Origin of the sequence: Streptomyces sp. f51, from assembly GCF_037940415.1 — a bacterium.
In the GTDB taxonomy this organism is placed as follows: Bacteria; Actinomycetota; Actinomycetes; order Streptomycetales; family Streptomycetaceae; genus Streptomyces.
This window is the reverse complement of record NZ_CP149798.1, coordinates 6,881,080-6,897,202: the sequence shown is the minus strand read 5'-3', so window position 1 is coordinate 6,897,202 and position 16,123 is coordinate 6,881,080. Positions and strand designations below refer to the sequence as shown.

Annotated in this window: 18 protein-coding genes; 8 read left to right on the top strand and 10 right to left on the bottom strand. The window is 72.1% G+C overall.

Going from position 1 to position 16,123, the window contains the following annotated elements; translation table 11 throughout:
• Positions 1-333: 333 nt before the first annotated feature.
• A complete protein-coding gene (locus tag WJM95_RS29855; RefSeq protein ID WP_339135938.1) occupies positions 334-1,017 on the top strand; it encodes a TetR family transcriptional regulator in 684 nt (227 codons plus the stop codon).
• 252 nt (positions 1,018-1,269) lie between these two features.
• The gene (locus WJM95_RS29850) at positions 1,270-1,599 is read left to right on the top strand and encodes a hypothetical protein (RefSeq protein WP_339135936.1); all 330 of its coding nucleotides are present in this window, start codon (positions 1,270-1,272) and stop codon (positions 1,597-1,599) included.
• Between the two features lie 68 nt (positions 1,600-1,667).
• On the opposite strand, the gene WJM95_RS29845 is transcribed toward WJM95_RS29850, so the two are convergent.
• Both WJM95_RS29845 and WJM95_RS29840 read right to left on the bottom strand, forming a co-directional pair.
• Positions 1,668-2,054, bottom strand: coding sequence for a PPOX class F420-dependent oxidoreductase (locus WJM95_RS29845; RefSeq protein ID WP_339133329.1), 387 nt, complete (start codon positions 2,052-2,054; stop codon positions 1,668-1,670).
• 55 nt (positions 2,055-2,109) lie between these two features.
• Positions 2,110-2,745, bottom strand: a complete 636-nt coding sequence (locus WJM95_RS29840; protein WP_339133328.1) for an HAD family acid phosphatase — start codon at positions 2,743-2,745, stop codon at positions 2,110-2,112.
• Between the two features lie 258 nt (positions 2,746-3,003).
• On the opposite strand from WJM95_RS29840, the gene WJM95_RS29835 reads away from it, so the two are divergent.
• Positions 3,004-4,356, top strand: coding sequence for an NAD(P)/FAD-dependent oxidoreductase (locus WJM95_RS29835; RefSeq protein WP_339133327.1), 1,353 nt, complete (start codon positions 3,004-3,006; stop codon positions 4,354-4,356).
• A gap of 186 nt (positions 4,357-4,542) precedes the next feature.
• On the top strand, positions 4,543-5,931 hold the full coding sequence (locus WJM95_RS29830) for a S1 family peptidase (RefSeq protein ID WP_339133326.1): 1,389 nt from the start codon (positions 4,543-4,545) through the stop codon (positions 5,929-5,931).
• Positions 5,932-6,011: 80 nt separating this feature from the next.
• Here the strand turns inward: WJM95_RS29830 and WJM95_RS29825 are convergent, their stop codons facing one another.
• Entirely contained in the window at positions 6,012-6,203 is a 192-nt protein-coding gene (locus WJM95_RS29825) for a hypothetical protein (protein ID WP_339133324.1), read from the bottom strand.
• A 75-nt stretch (positions 6,204-6,278) separates the two neighbouring features.
• Positions 6,279-6,974, bottom strand: coding sequence for a L,D-transpeptidase family protein (locus tag WJM95_RS29820; protein ID WP_339133322.1), 696 nt, complete (start codon positions 6,972-6,974; stop codon positions 6,279-6,281).
• A gap of 178 nt (positions 6,975-7,152) precedes the next feature.
• Here WJM95_RS29820 and WJM95_RS29815 point away from each other — a divergent pair, with 178 nt between their 5' ends.
• Entirely contained in the window at positions 7,153-8,553 is a 1,401-nt protein-coding gene (locus WJM95_RS29815) for an aminotransferase class I/II-fold pyridoxal phosphate-dependent enzyme (protein WP_339133320.1), read from the top strand.
• An 18-nt stretch (positions 8,554-8,571) separates the two neighbouring features.
• On the opposite strand, the gene WJM95_RS29810 is transcribed toward WJM95_RS29815, so the two are convergent.
• From WJM95_RS29810 to WJM95_RS29790, 5 genes are all read right to left on the bottom strand, one after another.
• Positions 8,572-8,925 (bottom strand): VOC family protein, encoded by a 354-nt coding sequence (locus tag WJM95_RS29810; protein ID WP_339133318.1) that lies wholly within the window; start codon positions 8,923-8,925, stop codon positions 8,572-8,574.
• A 57-nt stretch (positions 8,926-8,982) separates the two neighbouring features.
• Positions 8,983-9,783 carry an SDR family NAD(P)-dependent oxidoreductase gene (locus tag WJM95_RS29805; RefSeq protein WP_339133316.1) on the bottom strand — a complete coding sequence of 267 codons (801 nt, stop codon included), beginning with the start codon at positions 9,781-9,783 and terminating at the stop codon, positions 8,983-8,985.
• 61 nt (positions 9,784-9,844) lie between these two features.
• A complete protein-coding gene (locus WJM95_RS29800; RefSeq protein WP_339133314.1) occupies positions 9,845-10,771 on the bottom strand; it encodes an SDR family oxidoreductase in 927 nt (308 codons plus the stop codon).
• Positions 10,772-10,903: 132 nt separating this feature from the next.
• Positions 10,904-11,533: an MBL fold metallo-hydrolase gene (locus tag WJM95_RS29795; RefSeq protein ID WP_339133312.1), complete on the bottom strand. Its 630-nt coding sequence runs from the start codon at positions 11,531-11,533 to the stop codon at positions 10,904-10,906.
• Complete coding sequence (locus tag WJM95_RS29790; RefSeq protein WP_339133310.1) at positions 11,533-12,618, bottom strand: S-(hydroxymethyl)mycothiol dehydrogenase; 1,086 nt, start codon at positions 12,616-12,618, stop codon at positions 11,533-11,535. The genes WJM95_RS29795 and WJM95_RS29790 overlap by 1 nt, the downstream gene beginning before the upstream one ends.
• 362 nt (positions 12,619-12,980) lie before the next feature.
• Between WJM95_RS29790 and WJM95_RS29785 the strand changes: the two genes are divergently transcribed.
• Positions 12,981-14,378: an MBL fold metallo-hydrolase gene (locus tag WJM95_RS29785; RefSeq protein WP_339133308.1), complete on the top strand. Its 1,398-nt coding sequence runs from the start codon at positions 12,981-12,983 to the stop codon at positions 14,376-14,378.
• On the top strand, positions 14,375-15,118 hold the full coding sequence (locus tag WJM95_RS29780; protein ID WP_339133306.1) for a sulfite exporter TauE/SafE family protein: 744 nt from the start codon (positions 14,375-14,377) through the stop codon (positions 15,116-15,118). Before WJM95_RS29785 ends, WJM95_RS29780 begins: the two co-directional genes overlap by 4 nt.
• A gap of 3 nt (positions 15,119-15,121) precedes the next feature.
• Here the strand turns inward: WJM95_RS29780 and WJM95_RS29775 are convergent, their stop codons facing one another.
• Positions 15,122-15,409 (bottom strand): metal-sensitive transcriptional regulator, encoded by a 288-nt coding sequence (locus WJM95_RS29775; protein WP_339135934.1) that lies wholly within the window; start codon positions 15,407-15,409, stop codon positions 15,122-15,124.
• A gap of 81 nt (positions 15,410-15,490) precedes the next feature.
• Between WJM95_RS29775 and WJM95_RS29770 the strand changes: the two genes are divergently transcribed.
• Positions 15,491-16,063: a rhodanese-like domain-containing protein gene (locus WJM95_RS29770; protein WP_339133304.1), complete on the top strand. Its 573-nt coding sequence runs from the start codon at positions 15,491-15,493 to the stop codon at positions 16,061-16,063.
• The last annotated feature ends 60 nt before the right edge of the window (positions 16,064-16,123 follow it).

Genomic DNA, 16,123 nt, shown 5'->3' with positions numbered 1-16,123 from the left:
TGCGGCGGGCGGCGGCGGTGACGGCGCACCGGCCCCGGGGACAGCCCCGGCCACATAGTCGATCACCACTGATGGACTGTCAACTCGACTCCGTGCAGGGGCAGTTCGCGAACACGTGCTTCTCGGCCACCCGGGTGGCCCGGTGCTCCGAGGTCCGGGACGAACACCCGGGGCGGGTCGGGCCGGACATCCCCGGTGAAAACAGTCAGGGAACTCAGTTCCCTGCCCGGAGTGCACCGAGTGCCACCACCTCGGCTTCGATGCTAGTTTCCGACCATGAACGAGGCACCGGGGCGCCGGGAACCCGCCGACGCGACCACCGTCAAGCCGCCGATGCGGGACGCCCTGGTGGGAGCCGCTTTCCAGCTGTTCCTTGAGCGCGGCTACGAGGAGACGACCGTCGACGACATCGTGGCGCTCGCCGGGGTGGGCAGGCGGTCGTTCTTCCGCTACTTCCCGTCCAAGGAGGACGTGGTCTTCCCCGACCACGAGCGCTGCCTGGCCGACATGACGGCCTTCCTGGCCGAGGACGCCGGGGCCCAGGACCCGGTGCAGCGCGTGTGCGACGCCGCCCGGCTCGTGCTGCGCATGTACGCGGAGAACCCGACGTTCTCCGTCCAGCGCTACCGCCTGACCAAGAAGGTGCCCGGACTGCGGGCGTACGAACTGTCGGTCGTCTGGCGGTACGAGCGCGCCCTCGCCGACCATCTGCGCGGGTGCTCCGCCGGGGCCCGCGGGGACACCCTGCGCGCCGACGTCGTCGCCGCGGCCGTGGTCGCCGCGCACAACAACGCCCTGCGTTCCTGGCTGCGTTCGGACGGGACCGGGGACGCCGAGGCGGCTGTCGACCAGGCACTCGGATATGTGCAGAACACCTTCGGTTCGGCGCCCGCCGATCCGGCGCGCACGGAACCGGCGCGCACGGAACCGGAGGACGTCGTGGTCGTCGTCTCGCGGCGCGGAGCACCCATGTGGCGGGTGGTCCAGGAGATCGAGTCGGCCTTCGCTCGGGACTGAACGCGGAGCGGCCGCCGCACTCTTGTTTATTTTGAGGGTACGGAGTGCCTTGTCGGGTGACACTCAGTGCCATAACCTGTGGTCGTGCACGGCACTCCGCGCACATCAGATTCCGGCCGAGCGCAGGGAGATGACATCGTGTACCACCCAGGAATCGCCCTTCACCCGGGCCTCGGAGCCTCGGCGGATCTATTCGACACGGGTTCCGCGGAACGCCTCGACACCGCTTCGGCCGAACGTGCCGGGGACGTACTGCACTTCCAGCGGTGCCACTGGTGCGGCACCGCGATGTTCAACCGCCTTCTGTGTCCCGTGTGCGCGGGCAGCGATCTGCGTACGGAGGCGAGCGCCGGGACGGGCGTCGTACGCCACTCCACGGTGATCCACCGCAACACCCCGGCGGCCCGCAACGTCTCCCTCATCGAGATGGCGGAGGGCTTCACGGTCCGGGGCCGGGTCATGGGTTCGCCCGCCACCATCCACAGCGGCGACCGGGTCCAGCTCTCCACGGCCCAGGACCCGGTGCGCCGGCAGCCTGTGTTCCAGCTCGTCGACGGCCCGTACGGCGGCGGCTGGGGCTGAGAGGCGTCGCTCAGGGCGGGCCGGTCGACAGGCCGCCCCGGCGCCGGACCGCCTCACGTCACCTCACATCACGAGGTCAGGGTGATGCGGATGCCGACCGTGCCGCTGTCACCGCGGCGCAGCCGGCTGCCGAGCAGGGTCAGACGGCCCATCACCCCGTACTTGCGGGCGAGGAGTTTGCGGTACCGCGCGGTCTCCGTCGCGTCCAGGATCTCCGCCGTGGCAGGGACCGCGTCGCCCGTCGGCCTGCCGCGCACGTCGCAGGGACCGACGAGGACATCGGCGCGGTTGCGGATGCGCTTGACCTTCCAGCTGTCCGCCACGGTCCAGGCGCCGAGCGCCGCACCGTCCCGCACCACCCACACGGGCGTGGCGACCCCCGTGCCGTTCTTTCGGAAACTCGTGATCAGCAGGTACTTGCCCGATCCCAGCGTGTCCAGCGTGACCTCGTCCATGGCCGAAGTGTAGGCGCGCCGGTGAACCGCCCCCGACGCGCCCGGGCCGTCCGGGTCAGGACAGCTGACCGTCGTAGTCGGGCAGCTTGAACGTGCGCTCCGCGTGGCCGCCGACCAGGTCGGTGGTGTTGTTGCCGACGTTGGCGATGATCGTGTAGCCGAGGGACTCGATCTCCGCGCGCTTACCGGTCTTGTAGGCGCCGACCTCGTCGAAGAGGTCCGGCAGATCACGTACGTAGAGCCCGTCGACCGGATAGCCGACGGTCTTGAGGTTCCACTTCGTCTCGCTCGCGATGATGCCCGGACGGGCCGTCACGAAGAAGACGGCGACGCCCCGGGAGTGCGCGTAGCGGGCGAGCGCCAGCGAGGCCTTGACCGCCGGCGTGGGCAGCTCGTACCACGGGTGGAAGTCGGTCTCCAGCGTGGTGTTGTCGATGTCGAAGACGACCGCCAGCTTCCGGCCGCCGGCGTTCGCGGTGCGCTGCTCGACGTACGGCACCGCCTGGTCGATGACCGCCTGGACGTCGCTCTGCCAGGTGGCGTAGTCGACTCCGGCCGTCGCGGACGCGCTCGCCACCGCCTGGGCCGGGGCCGCGGCGGCGGACCCGGCCGCGGTGACCGTCCCCCCGATCCCGAGTGCCACGACCGCCGACATCACGCCCATCCGGCGCACCACACCGCGTCTCGTCATGCCTGTCCCCTTTTCACATCTGTCCGTAGGAACGCGTGAGTCGGTCGAACCCACACGCCGAGGCGGCGACGGTGCCTGGCTCCGTCGCCGTGGCGGAAATGATCCTGGCAGCCCGTGTACGGCGGGGGAAGAGGTAGTTACTGATCGGTAGAGATCGCGTGCTTCACACGCCCCGGGGTACGCGCGGTGAGTGGCACACGTCCGCGACCCGTGTGAGCCTGGGCTCGCGGCTGGCACCAGTTGAGAGAGGCTGCTCTGATGCAAGGACCGAACATCGTCATTGTCGGTGCGGGATTCGCAGGAGTCGAGGCCGCCAGGAGCCTGGAGAGGACACTCACCCCGGGCGAGGCCAGGGTCACCCTGATCAGTCCCACCGACTACCAGCTCTATCTGCCCCTGCTGCCCCATGTCGCCGCCGGCGTCGTCACCCCCCAGTCGGTGGCACCCTCGCTGCGCCGGATCCTGAACCGCACCGCGCTGGTGCCCGGCGGCGTGATCGGTGTCGATCCGCAGGCCAAGGTGTGCGTCGTCCGGAAGATCACCGGAGACCTCGTCGATCTGCGCTACGACTATCTGGTCCTCACCCCGGGAAGCGTGACCCGCACCTTCGACATCCCCGGTCTGGCGGAGGAGGCGCGCGGGATGAAGACGCTCGCCCAGGCCGCCTATCTGCGCGACCACGTGATCGCCCAACTCGACCTGGCGGCGGCCACGTCGGACCATGCCGAGCAGGCCTCGCGGCTCCAGTTCGTGGTGGTCGGCGGCGGCTACGCGGGCACCGAGACGGCGGCCTGCCTCCAGCGTCTGACCACCGCGGCGGCACGGCGCTACCACCCCCGCATCGACCCGGACCTCATCAAGTGGCATCTGGTCGACCTCGCCCCGAAGCTGCTGCCCGAGCTCGGGGACAGGCTGGGCGCCGACGCGTTGCGGACGCTCAGCGACCGCGGGGTCCAGATCTCCCTGGGCACGTCCGTCGCCTCCGTCACCAAGGACGAGATCACCCTCACGGACGGGCGGGTGCTGCCCTCGCGGACGCTGGTGTGGACCGCGGGTGTCGCGGCGAGCCCGCTGGTCGACTCGCTCGGCGCGGAGACCGTGCGCGGACGGATCGTCACCGAGCCCGACTTCAGGGTTCCGGGCCTCGACGGGGTGTTCGCGCTGGGCGACGCGGCCGCGGTGCCCGACCTGGCCAAGGGCGACGGCTCCCCCTGCCCGCCCACCGCTCAGCACGCGGCCCGGCAGGGCCGGCACGCGGCCAAGGTCCTGACGGCGAAGCTGCGAGGGCAGCCCACTCTGCCGTACCGGCACAAGGACCTCGGTCTGGTCGTCGACCTCGGCGGCCACGACGCCGTGTCCAAGCCGCTCGGCATCGGCCTCAAGGGCGCGCCCGCACAGCTCGTGGCCCGCGGATACCACCTGTACGCCCTGCGCACGGGCGCGGCCCGGTTCCGTACGGGTGCCAACTGGCTGCTGAACGCGGTCGCGGGCGACGACTTCGTCCGCACCGGCTTCCTCGCGGACCGCAAGGCGACCCTGCGGGACTTCGAGCGTACGGACGTGTATCTGACGCGGGACGAGGTGACCGCCAGGACGCGCGCTCTGACGTAGGACTGTCCGACACCTCCCGTCTGTCCGGAGGGGCCCCGCGCGCGCTCACGACGCGAACCGGCCACCTCGGTGAGAGCTCCGGAAGGCGGTGAACGCGCGGGCCGGAGCACACGTATGAGGGGAGGGCCCTCGACCGGGGCCTTCGGCGGCGGGTACGCCGCCCCGTACGGCTTCGGGAGCCCACGCATGAGGCACGCACGACGACGGATCGTCCGACGGGGGGCGCGTCTCGCGGCCGTCGGCGGGCTGCTCTGCGGAGGGTTCATGGTGACGCGCGCCATGGCGAGCGAACCGTCCGACGCCGCGCGTACCACCGTGAGTTCGGCGCAGGCCGCGGCGGACAAGGGCGAGGGTCTGGTGTCCCGGCTGGGCGCCACGCGGACGGCAGGCAACTGGATAGCCGCCGACGGCCGTCCCGTCGTCGCGGTCACCGACGCGGACGCGGCGGACGCCGTGAAGCGGGCCGGGGCCCGGCCGAAGGTCGTCAAGCACAGCATGCAGGACCTCAAGTCGGCGGCCCACGACCTCAGTTCGGCGCCGCGGGTGCCGGGTACCGCCTGGGCGGTCGACTACAAGAAGAACGAGGTGGTGGTGCAGGCCGACAGCACGGTCTCCGCCACCGACTGGAAGCGCATGACCGAACTCGCCCACGGCATCGGTGATTCGGTGCGCATGCAGCGGACCCAGGGCACGTTCACCACGCGGGTGAACGGCGCGCAGGCGATCTTCTCGACCGGCGGACGCTGCTCGGCCGGGTTCAACGTGAGCAACGCGCAGGGCGAGTTCATCCTGACGGCCGGGCACTGCGGACCCGCCGGATCGGTCTGGTTCTCCGACAACACCGGCCGCCAGCAGGTGGGCCGCACGATCACCACCGCGTTTCCCGGCAACGACTTCTCGCTGATCCAGTACGACAACGCGCAGCAGGCCGGGGCCGGGACCAACGTGGTCGCCATCGGCGGCGGCAACGGCGTACGGATCACCGGCGCCGCCGATCCGACCGTGGGCCAGCGGGTGTTCCGCAGCGGCAGCACCAGCGGACTGCACGACGGGCAGGTGACGGCGCTCAACGCGACGGTCAACTACCCGGAGGGAACGGTCACCGGGCTGGTCGAGACGACGGTGTGCGCCGAACCGGGCGACAGCGGCGGCCCGTTGTTCTCCGAGGGCATCGCGCTGGGGGTGACCTCGGGCGGCAACGGGGACTGCAAGAGCGGTGGCACGACGTTCTTCCAGCCCGTCACCAAGGCGCTGACGGCGCTGGGAGTGACGCTCGCGGGTCAGCCGGCGCAGGGCGCGTCCGGCGGTGCGGCCCAGCAGTCCCCCGCGACGTCCGCTTCGGCCATGGCCTCGCAGGGCGGAGCGCCGGGTGCGGCGGCTCCGGGCGCGGTGGAGACGGTGGGCGGGGAGGGGGTCGCGCAGACGTTCGTCGCCGAGCTCACCGACCCGAACAATGTCGGGCCCGGTCTGCTCGTCATCGGGGGGAGCATCATCGCGTTCGTGGCGACCCGCTTCATCCGCACCGAGCAGGACCGCAACGCCTACCGGCGGCAGTATTCACAGAGCTGGGGCTGAGCGGTCGGGCGCCGGAGCGCCGTCGCCGAGGTGTGAGGCGAGGGCTCCCCCGAGCGGGGAGCCCCGCCGATGGCGGAGAGTCAGGCGGCCTGGGTCGCCGAGGACGACGGGGCGGCCTTCGCCCACTCCAGGACGAGGCGCTGGTACTCGCGCCGCTCGTCCATGTTCAGCGACCCACCTGCCCGGAACCAAAGAGCCCGGATCTCCTCGTTGACTTCGGCAGCGGATCGCTGAGTGTCGTTGTCAAGAGTGGTGCACATGTCGTGAAGCATACGGCCCTTGACGTGAAGATGATGTGAGTAAAGACCCACCGGGAGACATAACGGACCGTGAAGCTCGTCACTCGGTCAGGTGCCGGGCTTGCGTCCGTACACGTAGACGTCGTCGCCGTTCTTGAGCAGCGACCAGTACTTCTTGGCCGTGGTCGGGGTCATGTTGACGCAGCCGTGCGAGCCGGGCGGGTTCCACATGCTGAGCCCCACCGAGTGGAAGGCCTGGCCTCCGTCGAAGAACTGGCTGTAGGGCATGGACACGTTGTAGATGGTCGACACGTGGTCGATGTCACGCCAGTAGATCTTCTTCAGGCCGGTGCGGGTCTCGTAGCCGTCCCTCCCCGTGCGGACCGGGACCGGACCGTAGACGAGGCGGCTGCCGTCCTGGATCCAGCTGAGCTGGAGCGTGAGGTTGACGCAGGCGATGCGGCCCTTGTTCACCGGGCACGTGCCGTCCCGGTTGGGATTGCTCCCCACGGCCTTCTGCTTGTTCATGAGGTCCATCACGCCCCAGGTGACGGGGCCCGCGTACCCGATGTTCGGGGTGATGCCGTGCTTGTTCTGGAAGGCCTGGATCGCCTTGCAGTCGGCGGCGGACTGCCGGCCGTCCACGGGCCGCCCGAGGAACTTCTCGACCTGCTTCTGGTACGGACCGGCGGCCGTCGTGCAGCTCGCGGCCTGCGCGGGCGTCGAGCCCAGGGCGAGGGTGAGCGGTGCCACCAGTCCGGTGAGTCCGAGCGCGACAGCTCCTCTTCTGCGTATGTCCCCCATGGCGGGCCTTCCTGTCGTGACCGTCGTTTTGTCTGCCTGCTAGACCGCCCTTGAGGGTATTGCGTTGTACGGGCCGCCGGACAGCGACGAAACCGTGACATTCCTCGCCCGGCAGGATCGGTCCGCTTTCCTCGAAGTGGACCGGTCGCGGGGCGGGCGTTCCTTCTAGGCTGCCGTCATGCACCCCGCTCTCTCCGGCGACCTCGACCGCCTCCCCGAACTCCTCCAGGCCGCAAGGGACTTCGCCGTCCGGGAGGTGGCCGGCCTGGACGGCCGTCCGGTCGCCCGGCTCGGCAAGGCGCCCGCCCCCGATCCGCTGCCGGCCGCCGGCGCGGGCGCCGAGGGGGCCCTGGCCCGGTTCGCCGGGCGCTGGGCCCCGGGGTTCTCCGGCTCCGCGGGCCCGCGCTACCTCGGGTTCGTCACCGGCGGCGCGACGCCCGCCTCGCTCGCCGGGGACTGGCTGACGGGCGCCTACGACCAGAACGTCTCGGGCGCCGCCGGATCCTTCGCGAGCGCGCTCGAACACGAGACGCTGGGCTGGCTGCGCGAGCTGTTCGGGCTCGGCGAGGAGCATCGCGGGGCGTTCGTGAGCGGCGCGACGGTGTCGAACACGGTCGGGCTGGCCATCGCGCGGGAGTGGCTCGGCGAGCGTCTCGGGGTGAGGGTCGCGGACGAGGGGGCGGGCGCGCTCGGCCGGGTCGACGTGCTGTCGGCCACCCCGCATTCGAGCGTCGCCAAGGCCCTGTCCGTACTCGGCCTCGGTCGCGGCTCCCTGCGCCGGGTGCCGGTGCTGCCCGGCAACCGCGAGGCCGTGGACGTCGAGCGCCTCGACGCCGCCCTGACCGCGCTGGGCGGACGTCCCGCCGTCGTCGTGGCGAACGCGGGGACCGTGAACACCGTCGACTTCGACGATCTGCGGGCCGTCGCCGCGCTCCGGGAACGCCATGACTTCTGGCTGCACGTCGACGCGGCGTTCGGTGGATTCGCCGCGCTCTCGCCCGAGTTCTCCTCACTGGTGGCCGGTCTGGACGAGGCCGACTCCGTCTGTGTCGACCTGCACAAGTGGCTCAACGTCCCCTACGACGCGGCCGTCCAGTTCACCCGCCGTCAGGACCTCCAGGTCCGGGTCTTCCACAACGCCTCGCCCTATCTCGGGCTTCCGGGCGGCGACCCCGACTTCCTTCACCTGACGCCGGAGAACTCGCGGCGGCTGCGCGCGCTGCCGGCCTGGTTCTCGCTCGCCGCCTACGGGCGCGAGGGGCATCGCGAGATCGTCGAGCGGAACGTCGCGCTCGCCCGGCGGCTGGGCGAGCGCGTCGCCCGTGCCCCCGCGCTGCGGCTGCTCGCGCCGGTGCGGCTGAACGTCGTGTGCTTCACCCTCGCCGAGGATCCGACGGAGCGGCGGGTCCGCGCGCTGGCCGACGCCGTCGCCGCCTCGGGCGAGGCGTTCGTGACGACGACGTGCTACGACGGAACCCACGGGCTGCGCGCCGCGTTCAGCAACTGGCGTACGTCCGAGGCGGACACGGACCGGGTGTTCGCGGCCGTGGAACGCCACAGCGCGGAACCGCGGCTGTGACGGCCCGTGGTCCTCGCGTCAGGCGGGCTGCCAGAGTTCGACCCGGTTGCCCTCCGGGTCGGTGACCCAGCCGAACCGGCCGACACCGTCCATGTCCTGGGTCTCCTCCGCCACGTCCGCTCCCCGGGCGCGCAGTTGCGCGAGCATGGCGTCCAGGTCGCGGACCCGGAAGTTGAGCATGGTCTGCTGGGCCGGTGACCCGAAGTAGCTTGTCCCGGACTCGAAGGCGGCGAACACCGTCGGGCCGGCCTCGGGCCGCCACAGGCCGTTGTCGTCGGCGTCCAGTCCGAGGCACTCGCGGTACCACGCCCCGAGGGCGGCGGGGTCGGCGGCCCTGAGGAAGTATCCGCCGATTCCAAGCACACGTTCCATGCCGTCATCCTGTCAGGAAGGGAACCCCTCGCACCGGCACCACACCCGCCGCCCATCTCAGACCGCGTCGCCGCCGCCGGTGACCGCCTCCCGGAAACCGTGGTTGACGGCCAGCAGACCGCCGTCGACGCACAGGGTCGTACCCGTGATCCAGGACGCGTCGCGGGAGGCCAGGAAGGCGACGGCGGCCGCGATGTCCTCCGGTTCACCGACCCGGCCGAGCGGATAGAGCCGGGACGCGGCGGCGAGGTCCTCGTCGCGTCCCTCCCAGGCCGTGGTGCGGACCGTTCCCGGCGCCACCAGGTTGACCCGGACACCCCGTCCCGCGGCATGGCCCGCCAGGGTGCGCGTGAGCGACATCAGCCCCGCCTTGGCCGCGCTGTAGGCGTGGTTGCCGAAGTCCTGGAGGCCGTTGACGGAGCCGATGGTGACGATGGCACCGCGGCCGGAGGCGACCAGGTGCGGCAGGGCCGCGCGGGCGCAGCGGTAGGCGCCGGTCAGGGTGATGTCGAGGTCGCCGGCCCAGGCCTCGTCGCTCTCGTCCTCGAAGAGCGGGGCGTCCTGACTGCACCGGTAGGCGTTGTTGACCAGGACGTCGAGGGAGCCGAAGGTCTCCACCGCGTACGCGACGGCGGCCTCGACCTGTGCCCGCCGCCCGACGTCGCAGCCGAACGCCTCGGCGCGCGAGCCGAGTTCGCGCAGCGCGGCGGCGGTCCTCCCGGCCTCGGCCTCGTCCACGTCGGTGACCAGGACCTGAGCGCCCTCCTCGGCCAGCCGGCGGGCGGTCGCCGCGCCGATCCCACGGGCCGCGCCGGTGATCAGGACCCCGTACCCCTCGAAGCGCCTCGTCGCTGTCATGGCTGGGAAGGTACCTCCATGATCGCCGCGGCGACAGAGGCCGGTCCGCACGGGCCGCTCGTCAGCGGTACCCCGTGGTGTCCGCGGGCTTCCCCTTGTCCTGCACCTCGACCAGATAGCGCCAGGCGTCCGGACGGCTGCCGTCCCGGTCGGTGAAGCCGTACACCCCGGCGAGCTGCCCGCTGGAGAGTGACTGCCCGTTCCAGCGCGCGCGTTCGGGGTCGGCGGCCAGCGCGGCGACCGCGCGTCCCACGTAGAACGGCGTCTCGGAGATGGCGAAGTGCGGCTCGTGCGCTTCGGCGTCGTGCCAGTTCTCCTCGGTCACTCCGAAGGTCTCCAGCATGATCTCCGAGCGCATCCAGCCGGGGGTGAGCGCGACGGCGGTGGCGCCGCGCGGGCCCAGTTCGTGTCCGAGGGCGAACGCCATGCGCAGGACGGAGGACTTGGCGAGGTCGTAGAAGAAGGAGACCCGGTAGGTGTCGCGGTTGTACTCCGCGGTGCCGTCCGTCATCTCGACGACGAGACCGCCGGGGCGGCGCAGCAGCAGGGGCAGCGCGTGATGGCTGGTGATGGCGTGGGTCTCGACGGCGAGCCGGAGCATCCTGCGTCCGTTGTCGAGGTCGTGCTCCCACAGGGGTGTGTCCCATTCGAAGAGCTTCTCGGCGCCCCAGATGTCGTTGACCAGGACGTCGAGGCGGCCCTGCTCGTCGGCGATCCGGGCGACGAGGGACTCCACCTCGGCGGGGACGAGGTGGTCGGTGGGGACCGCGATGCCCCGTCCGCCCGCCGCGGTGACCAGGTCCGCGGTGTCCTCGACGGTCTCCGGCCGGTCGTACTCCGAGCGCCGCTCGCGTGTGGTGCGGCCGGTGACGTAGACGGTGGCGCCGGCCGCGCCGAGTTCCACCGCGATCCCGCGGCCCGCCCCTCTGGTCGCTCCCGCGACCAGCGCGACCGTGTCCCGCAGTGTGCCTTCCGACGGCCCTGACATGTCCGACCTCCGTGCGCGTGGCCTTCACGGGCGTTCACCCGTGTCGCTCCGAGCGTCTCGTGGAAGCCGGACATCTTCTGTCAGGTATCCGTGTGGCGTTCCCGCCGTGTCGCCGGGGGCGGCGGCACGGGGTCAGTGCCCTCGTTCGATCCAGGCCTCCAGGTGCGGCGCCTCCGCTCCGATGGTGGTCGTGTCGCCGTGTCCGGTACGCACGACCGTGTCGGCCGGCAGGGTGAGCAGCCGGTCGCGGATGGACTCGATGATCGTCGGGAAGTGGGAGTAGGACCGGCCGGTCGCGCCGGGGCCACCCTGGAAGAGGGTGTCACCGGAGAACAGGGTGCGAAGGCCCGGGTCGTAGAGGCAGACCGCGCCGGGCGCGTGCCCCGGGGTGTGCAGCACGGTCAGATCGGTGCCCGCGGCCTCGATCACCTGGCCGTCCTGGAGCCAGGCGTCGGGCATGCGGTCCGGGTGGGTGAGCTTCCACAGCGGCAGGTCGTCGGGGTGGAGCCAGATGGTGGCTCCGGTGAGCTCGGCCAGGGCGGGAGCCGCGTCGATGTGGTCGTTGTGCGCGTGGGTGCACACGATCCCGCGCAGCCGGCGGTCGCCCACCGCCTCGGCGATGGCCGCTGCGTCGTGCGCGGCGTCGATCACGACGGCCTCGTGGTCGTCGCCCACGATCCATACGTTGTTGTCGACCTCCCAGCTTCCGCCGTCGAGCTCGAACGTGCCCGAGGTGACGAGGTGTTCGACGCGCGCGGCCATCAGAGGACCACCACCGAACGCAGCACGTCGCCGTGGTGCATCCGCTCGAAGGCCGCCTCGATGTCGTCCAGGGCGATCGTCTCGCTCACGAACGCGCCCAGGTCCAGGCGTCCTTGGAGGTGCAGGTCGATGAGCATGGGGAAGTCGCGGGAGGGCAGACAGTCGCCGTACCAGGACGACTTGAGCGACCCGCCCCGGCCGAAGACGTCGATCAGCGGGAGTTCGAGCTTCATGTCGGGCGTGGGCACGCCGACGAGGACGACCGTGCCGGCGAGGTCGCGGGCGTAGAAGGCCTGCGTGTACGTCTCGGGCCTGCCGACGGCCTCGATGACGACGTCGGCGCCGAAGCCGCCGGTGAGTTCGCGGATCGCCTCGACGGGGTCGGTCGAACGGGAGTTGACGGTGTGCGTGGCGCCGAGCTTCTCGGCGGTCGTGAGCTTGCGGTCGTCGATGTCCACGGCGATGATCTTCGCCGCGCCCGCGAGCCGGGAGCCCGCGATCGCCGCGTCGCCGACTCCGCCGCAGCCGATCACCGCGACGGTGTCGCCGCGTCCGACATTGCCCGTGTTGATGGCGGCGCCGATGCCGGCCATCACTCCGCAGCCGAGGAGTCCGGCGACCGCAGGGGAGACCGCCGGGTCGACCTTGGTGCACTGTCCGGCCGCGACCAGCGTCTTCTCGGCGAAGGCGCCGATGCCGAGGGCCGGGGACAGTTCGGTGCCGTCCTTGAGCGTCATCCTCTGCTTCGCGTTGTGGGTGTCGAAGCAGTACCAGGGGCGTCCGCGCAGACAGGCCCGGCACTGTCCGCACACCGCGCGCCAGTTGAGGACGACGAAGTCGCCGGGCGCCACGTCCGTGACTCCGGCGCCGACCGACTCCACGATTCCGGCCGCCTCGTGGCCGAGCAGGAACGGGAAGTCGTCGTTGATGCCGCCCTGCTTGTAGTGCAGGTCCGTGTGGCAGACCCCGCAGGCCTGGATCTTCACCACGGCCTCGCCCGGCCCCGGATCGGGCACGACGATGGTCTCGACGCGCACCGGCTCGTTCTTGCCCGGCGCGATCACGCCCCGTACTTCCTGCGGCATGTGAGTAAGCCCTTCCCTAGGTGGACCTTCCGTCGACCGACCCTACGGTGTGACCGGCCGGTAGAGGGCCAGCCGGTCCGCGACGACACCTTCCTCCGGGCACGTACCGCCCCGGGCACGCACTGCCCCGGGCACGCCCCATGCCCCTCGCAGACCCGAGCCCCGGCAAGACGCCCCCGCCCTCGCCTCGCCGCCTCCGCGCGGTCGGCACCGCACGGACGGCACCGCACGGACGGCACCGCTCACCCCCGCGTCCGGATACCCCCGGGGGTACCTCTGGTGGATATACCCCCGGGGGTAATTTCACCGGGGCGGACCGAGCCGGGAAGCCCTCGGGTTTTCCGCGGGAGAGGAGTGCAGCCGTGTTCTTCGTCGACACCATCGAGGTGGCGGGCCTGGGCAACCGGAGCTATCTGGCCGGAGGCCCGCGCACCGCCGTCGCCGTCGATCCGCCCAGGGACGTCGAGCGGGTGATCGCGGCAGCGGCCCGGCGGGGCGTGCGGATCGCGTACGTCGTCGAGACGCACCTGCACAACGACTACGTGAGCGGCGGGCGGGAACTGGCCCGGCTCACCGGGGCGGCCCACCTCGTCCCGGCAGGCGCCCACGTCACGTTCCGGCGGGTGCCCGTGGCCGACGGGGACACGGTGGAGGTCGACGCCGGGCTGACCCTGCGGGCCCTGGCCACGCCGGGACACACACCGCACCACACTTCGTACGCCCTCCAGGAGGACGGACGGGCCGTCGCGGCCTTCACCGGCGGCTCCCTGCTCATCGGCACCGTCGGGCGGCCCGATCTGGTGGAGCCGCGGCTGACCGGGGAGCTGGCCCGGGCGCAGCACGCCTCGGCGCACCGGCTGGCCGCGGAGCTGCCCGACGACACCGCCGTCCTGCCCACCCACGGCTTCGGCAGCTTCTGTTCCGCCGGGACCGCCGAGGGCGACGCGACGACGATCGGGCGCGAGCGCGCCGGGAACGAAGCGCTGGTCAAGGACGTCGACACGTTCGTCGCGGACCTCCTCGCCGGACTCGACGACGTGCCCGCGTACTACGCCCACATGGGCCCCGCCAACGCCCGTGGCCCCGCCCCCGTCGATCTGACCCCGCCCGCGCTCGCGGACGCCGCGGAGATCGCCGCGCGGCTGGCGGCCGGCGAATGGGTCGTGGACCTGCGCAGCCGGCTCGCGTTCGCGGCGGGGCATGTCGCGGGAGCGGTCAACTTCGAGGCCGACGGACAGCTCGCCGTCTATCTGGCCTGGCTGCTCCCCTGGGGCAGGCCGGTCACCCTGCTCGCCGAGTCCCCCGAACAACTCGCCCGGGCACAGCGCGAGTTGGCGCAGGTCGGCGTGGACCGTCCGGCCGCCGCCGCGATCGGGTCGCCCGCCGACTGGGTGCGCGAGGGGGAACGCCCACGCACCTTCCGGCGCGCCTCGTTCGCGGAACTGGCCGAGGCACACGACTCCCCGGGCCGGACCGTGGTCCTGGACGTCCGGCGCGACTCCGAGCGGGCCGCGGGCCATGTCGTGGGTTCGGTGCACATCCCCGTCCACCAGGTGCGCGACCGGCTCGGGGAGATACCCGCCGGGACCGTCTGGGTGCACTGCGCCGGGGGCATGCGGGCCGCGATCGCCGCCTCGCTGCTCGACGCGGCGGGCCGGGACGTCGTGGCCGTCGACGACGCCTTCGCCGCCGCGGCCGCCTCCGGCCTGCCCATGACCCAGCCCTCGACGACTCCCGTCTCCGAGGACCCCGCGGCGTGAGCGTCCTGATCCTCGCCCTGGCCGCCGGAGCCGTGACCGGGCTCGCGCTCGGGGCGCTGGGCGGCGGCGGCAGCGTACTCACCGTGCCCGCCCTGATCTATCTCCTCGGATTCACGCCCTCGGCCGCCACCACCGCGAGCCTGGTCATCGTCACGCTCACCTCGGCGACCGCGCTGTCGGCGCACGCCCGGGAGGGCACGGTCCGCTGGCGCGCCGGCGCGCTGTTCGCGGCGGCCGGGCTGATTCCGGCGGTACTGGGCGGCGCGGTCTCGGGGCTGCTGCCTCCAGCGCTGCTCACCGGCGCGTTCTCCGTGATCGCGGCGCTCGCGGCGGTCCGGATGCTGCGGCCTGCGGCGGAGCCGGGGGCCGCGCCCGCCGGGACCGGCCGGATCACCACGGCGGGCGCCGGTCTCGGCGCGGTGACCGGGGTGCTGGGCGTGGGCGGCGGCTTTCTCGCCGTACCGGCCCTGGTGAACGTCGTCGGGCTGCGGATGCGGGCCGCCGTCGGCACCAGTCTGCTGGTGATCACGGCGAACTCGCTCGCCGCGCTGCTCGCCCGCGCGGGAACGGCGCAGAGCCTGGACTGGGCGGTGGTCGCGCCGTTCGCCGGGGCCGCCGTCCTCGGCGCCTGGGACGGCAAGCGGCTCGCGGGCCGGGTCTCGGGCGGCACGCTGCGGCGGATCTTCGCCTGGGCGCTGCTCGGCGTGGCAGCGCTGATGCTGCTGGACGTCGTGCTGTGAGGGTCAGGCGAGCGAGAGGAAGAGCTTCTCCAGGCGGGCCCGCATCTGCTCGCTGCTCTCGCCGTTCTTCGCGCCGTTCTCGACGTCGGTCAGACACTGCTGGAGCCCGGTGGCGATGATCGCGAAGCCGGCGCGGTCCAGGGCGCGGGAGGCCGCGGCGAGCTGGGTGACCACCTCCTCGCAGTCACGTCCCTCCTCGATCATCCGGATCACTCCGGAGATCTGTCCCTGCGCCCGGCGCAGCCGGTTCAGCACCGACTTGAGCTCGGCACCCGCGAGTTCCAGTTCCACGAACACTCCTCCGTCCATACCCCTAGGGGTATCGTACTCCGCCCTGCGGGGCACCCCCGAAGAGCAAGGATGACACTCCGCATGCACACCCCGATCTCCCTCGACGCCGACCAGGCCCACGGCCGCCTCGGCGAGCTGACCGTCATCGACGTCCGCACTCCCGGCGAGTACGCCTCCGGCCATCTGCCCGGCGCCCTGAACATTCCGCTGGACCGGCTGCGCCGGGCGCTGCCCGTGCTCGGGAACGCCCGTACCGAACTGCTGCTCGTCTGCCGCTCCGGTGCCCGCTCGGCGAACGCCTGCGCCCTGCTGGCCAAACACGGTGTGCCCGCCGCGACGCTCACCGGCGGCACCGGCGCGTGGGCGGAACGCGGACACGAACTGCACCGCCCGGCCACCGGGACCCGGGCCGGCTGGTCCATGGAGCGCCAGGTCCGCCTCACGGCGGGCACGGTCGTTCTCGCCGGCCTCGGCCTCGGACTCCTGCACCCAGCCTGGCAGTTGCTCTCCGCCGGTGTCGCGGGCGGACTCGTGTTCTCCGCGCTCACCGACACCTGCGGCATGGCCGCGCTGCTCGGCAGGCTCCCGCACAACCGGCCCCGCGCGGCGGACCTCGACGCCACGCTGGCGGCACTGGAGGAACGCGTCGCCTGAGTCTTCGGGCCGTCACGGCGGTCGGGGCGGGCGGGGGCGGGTCGTCGACGTAGCCTGAAC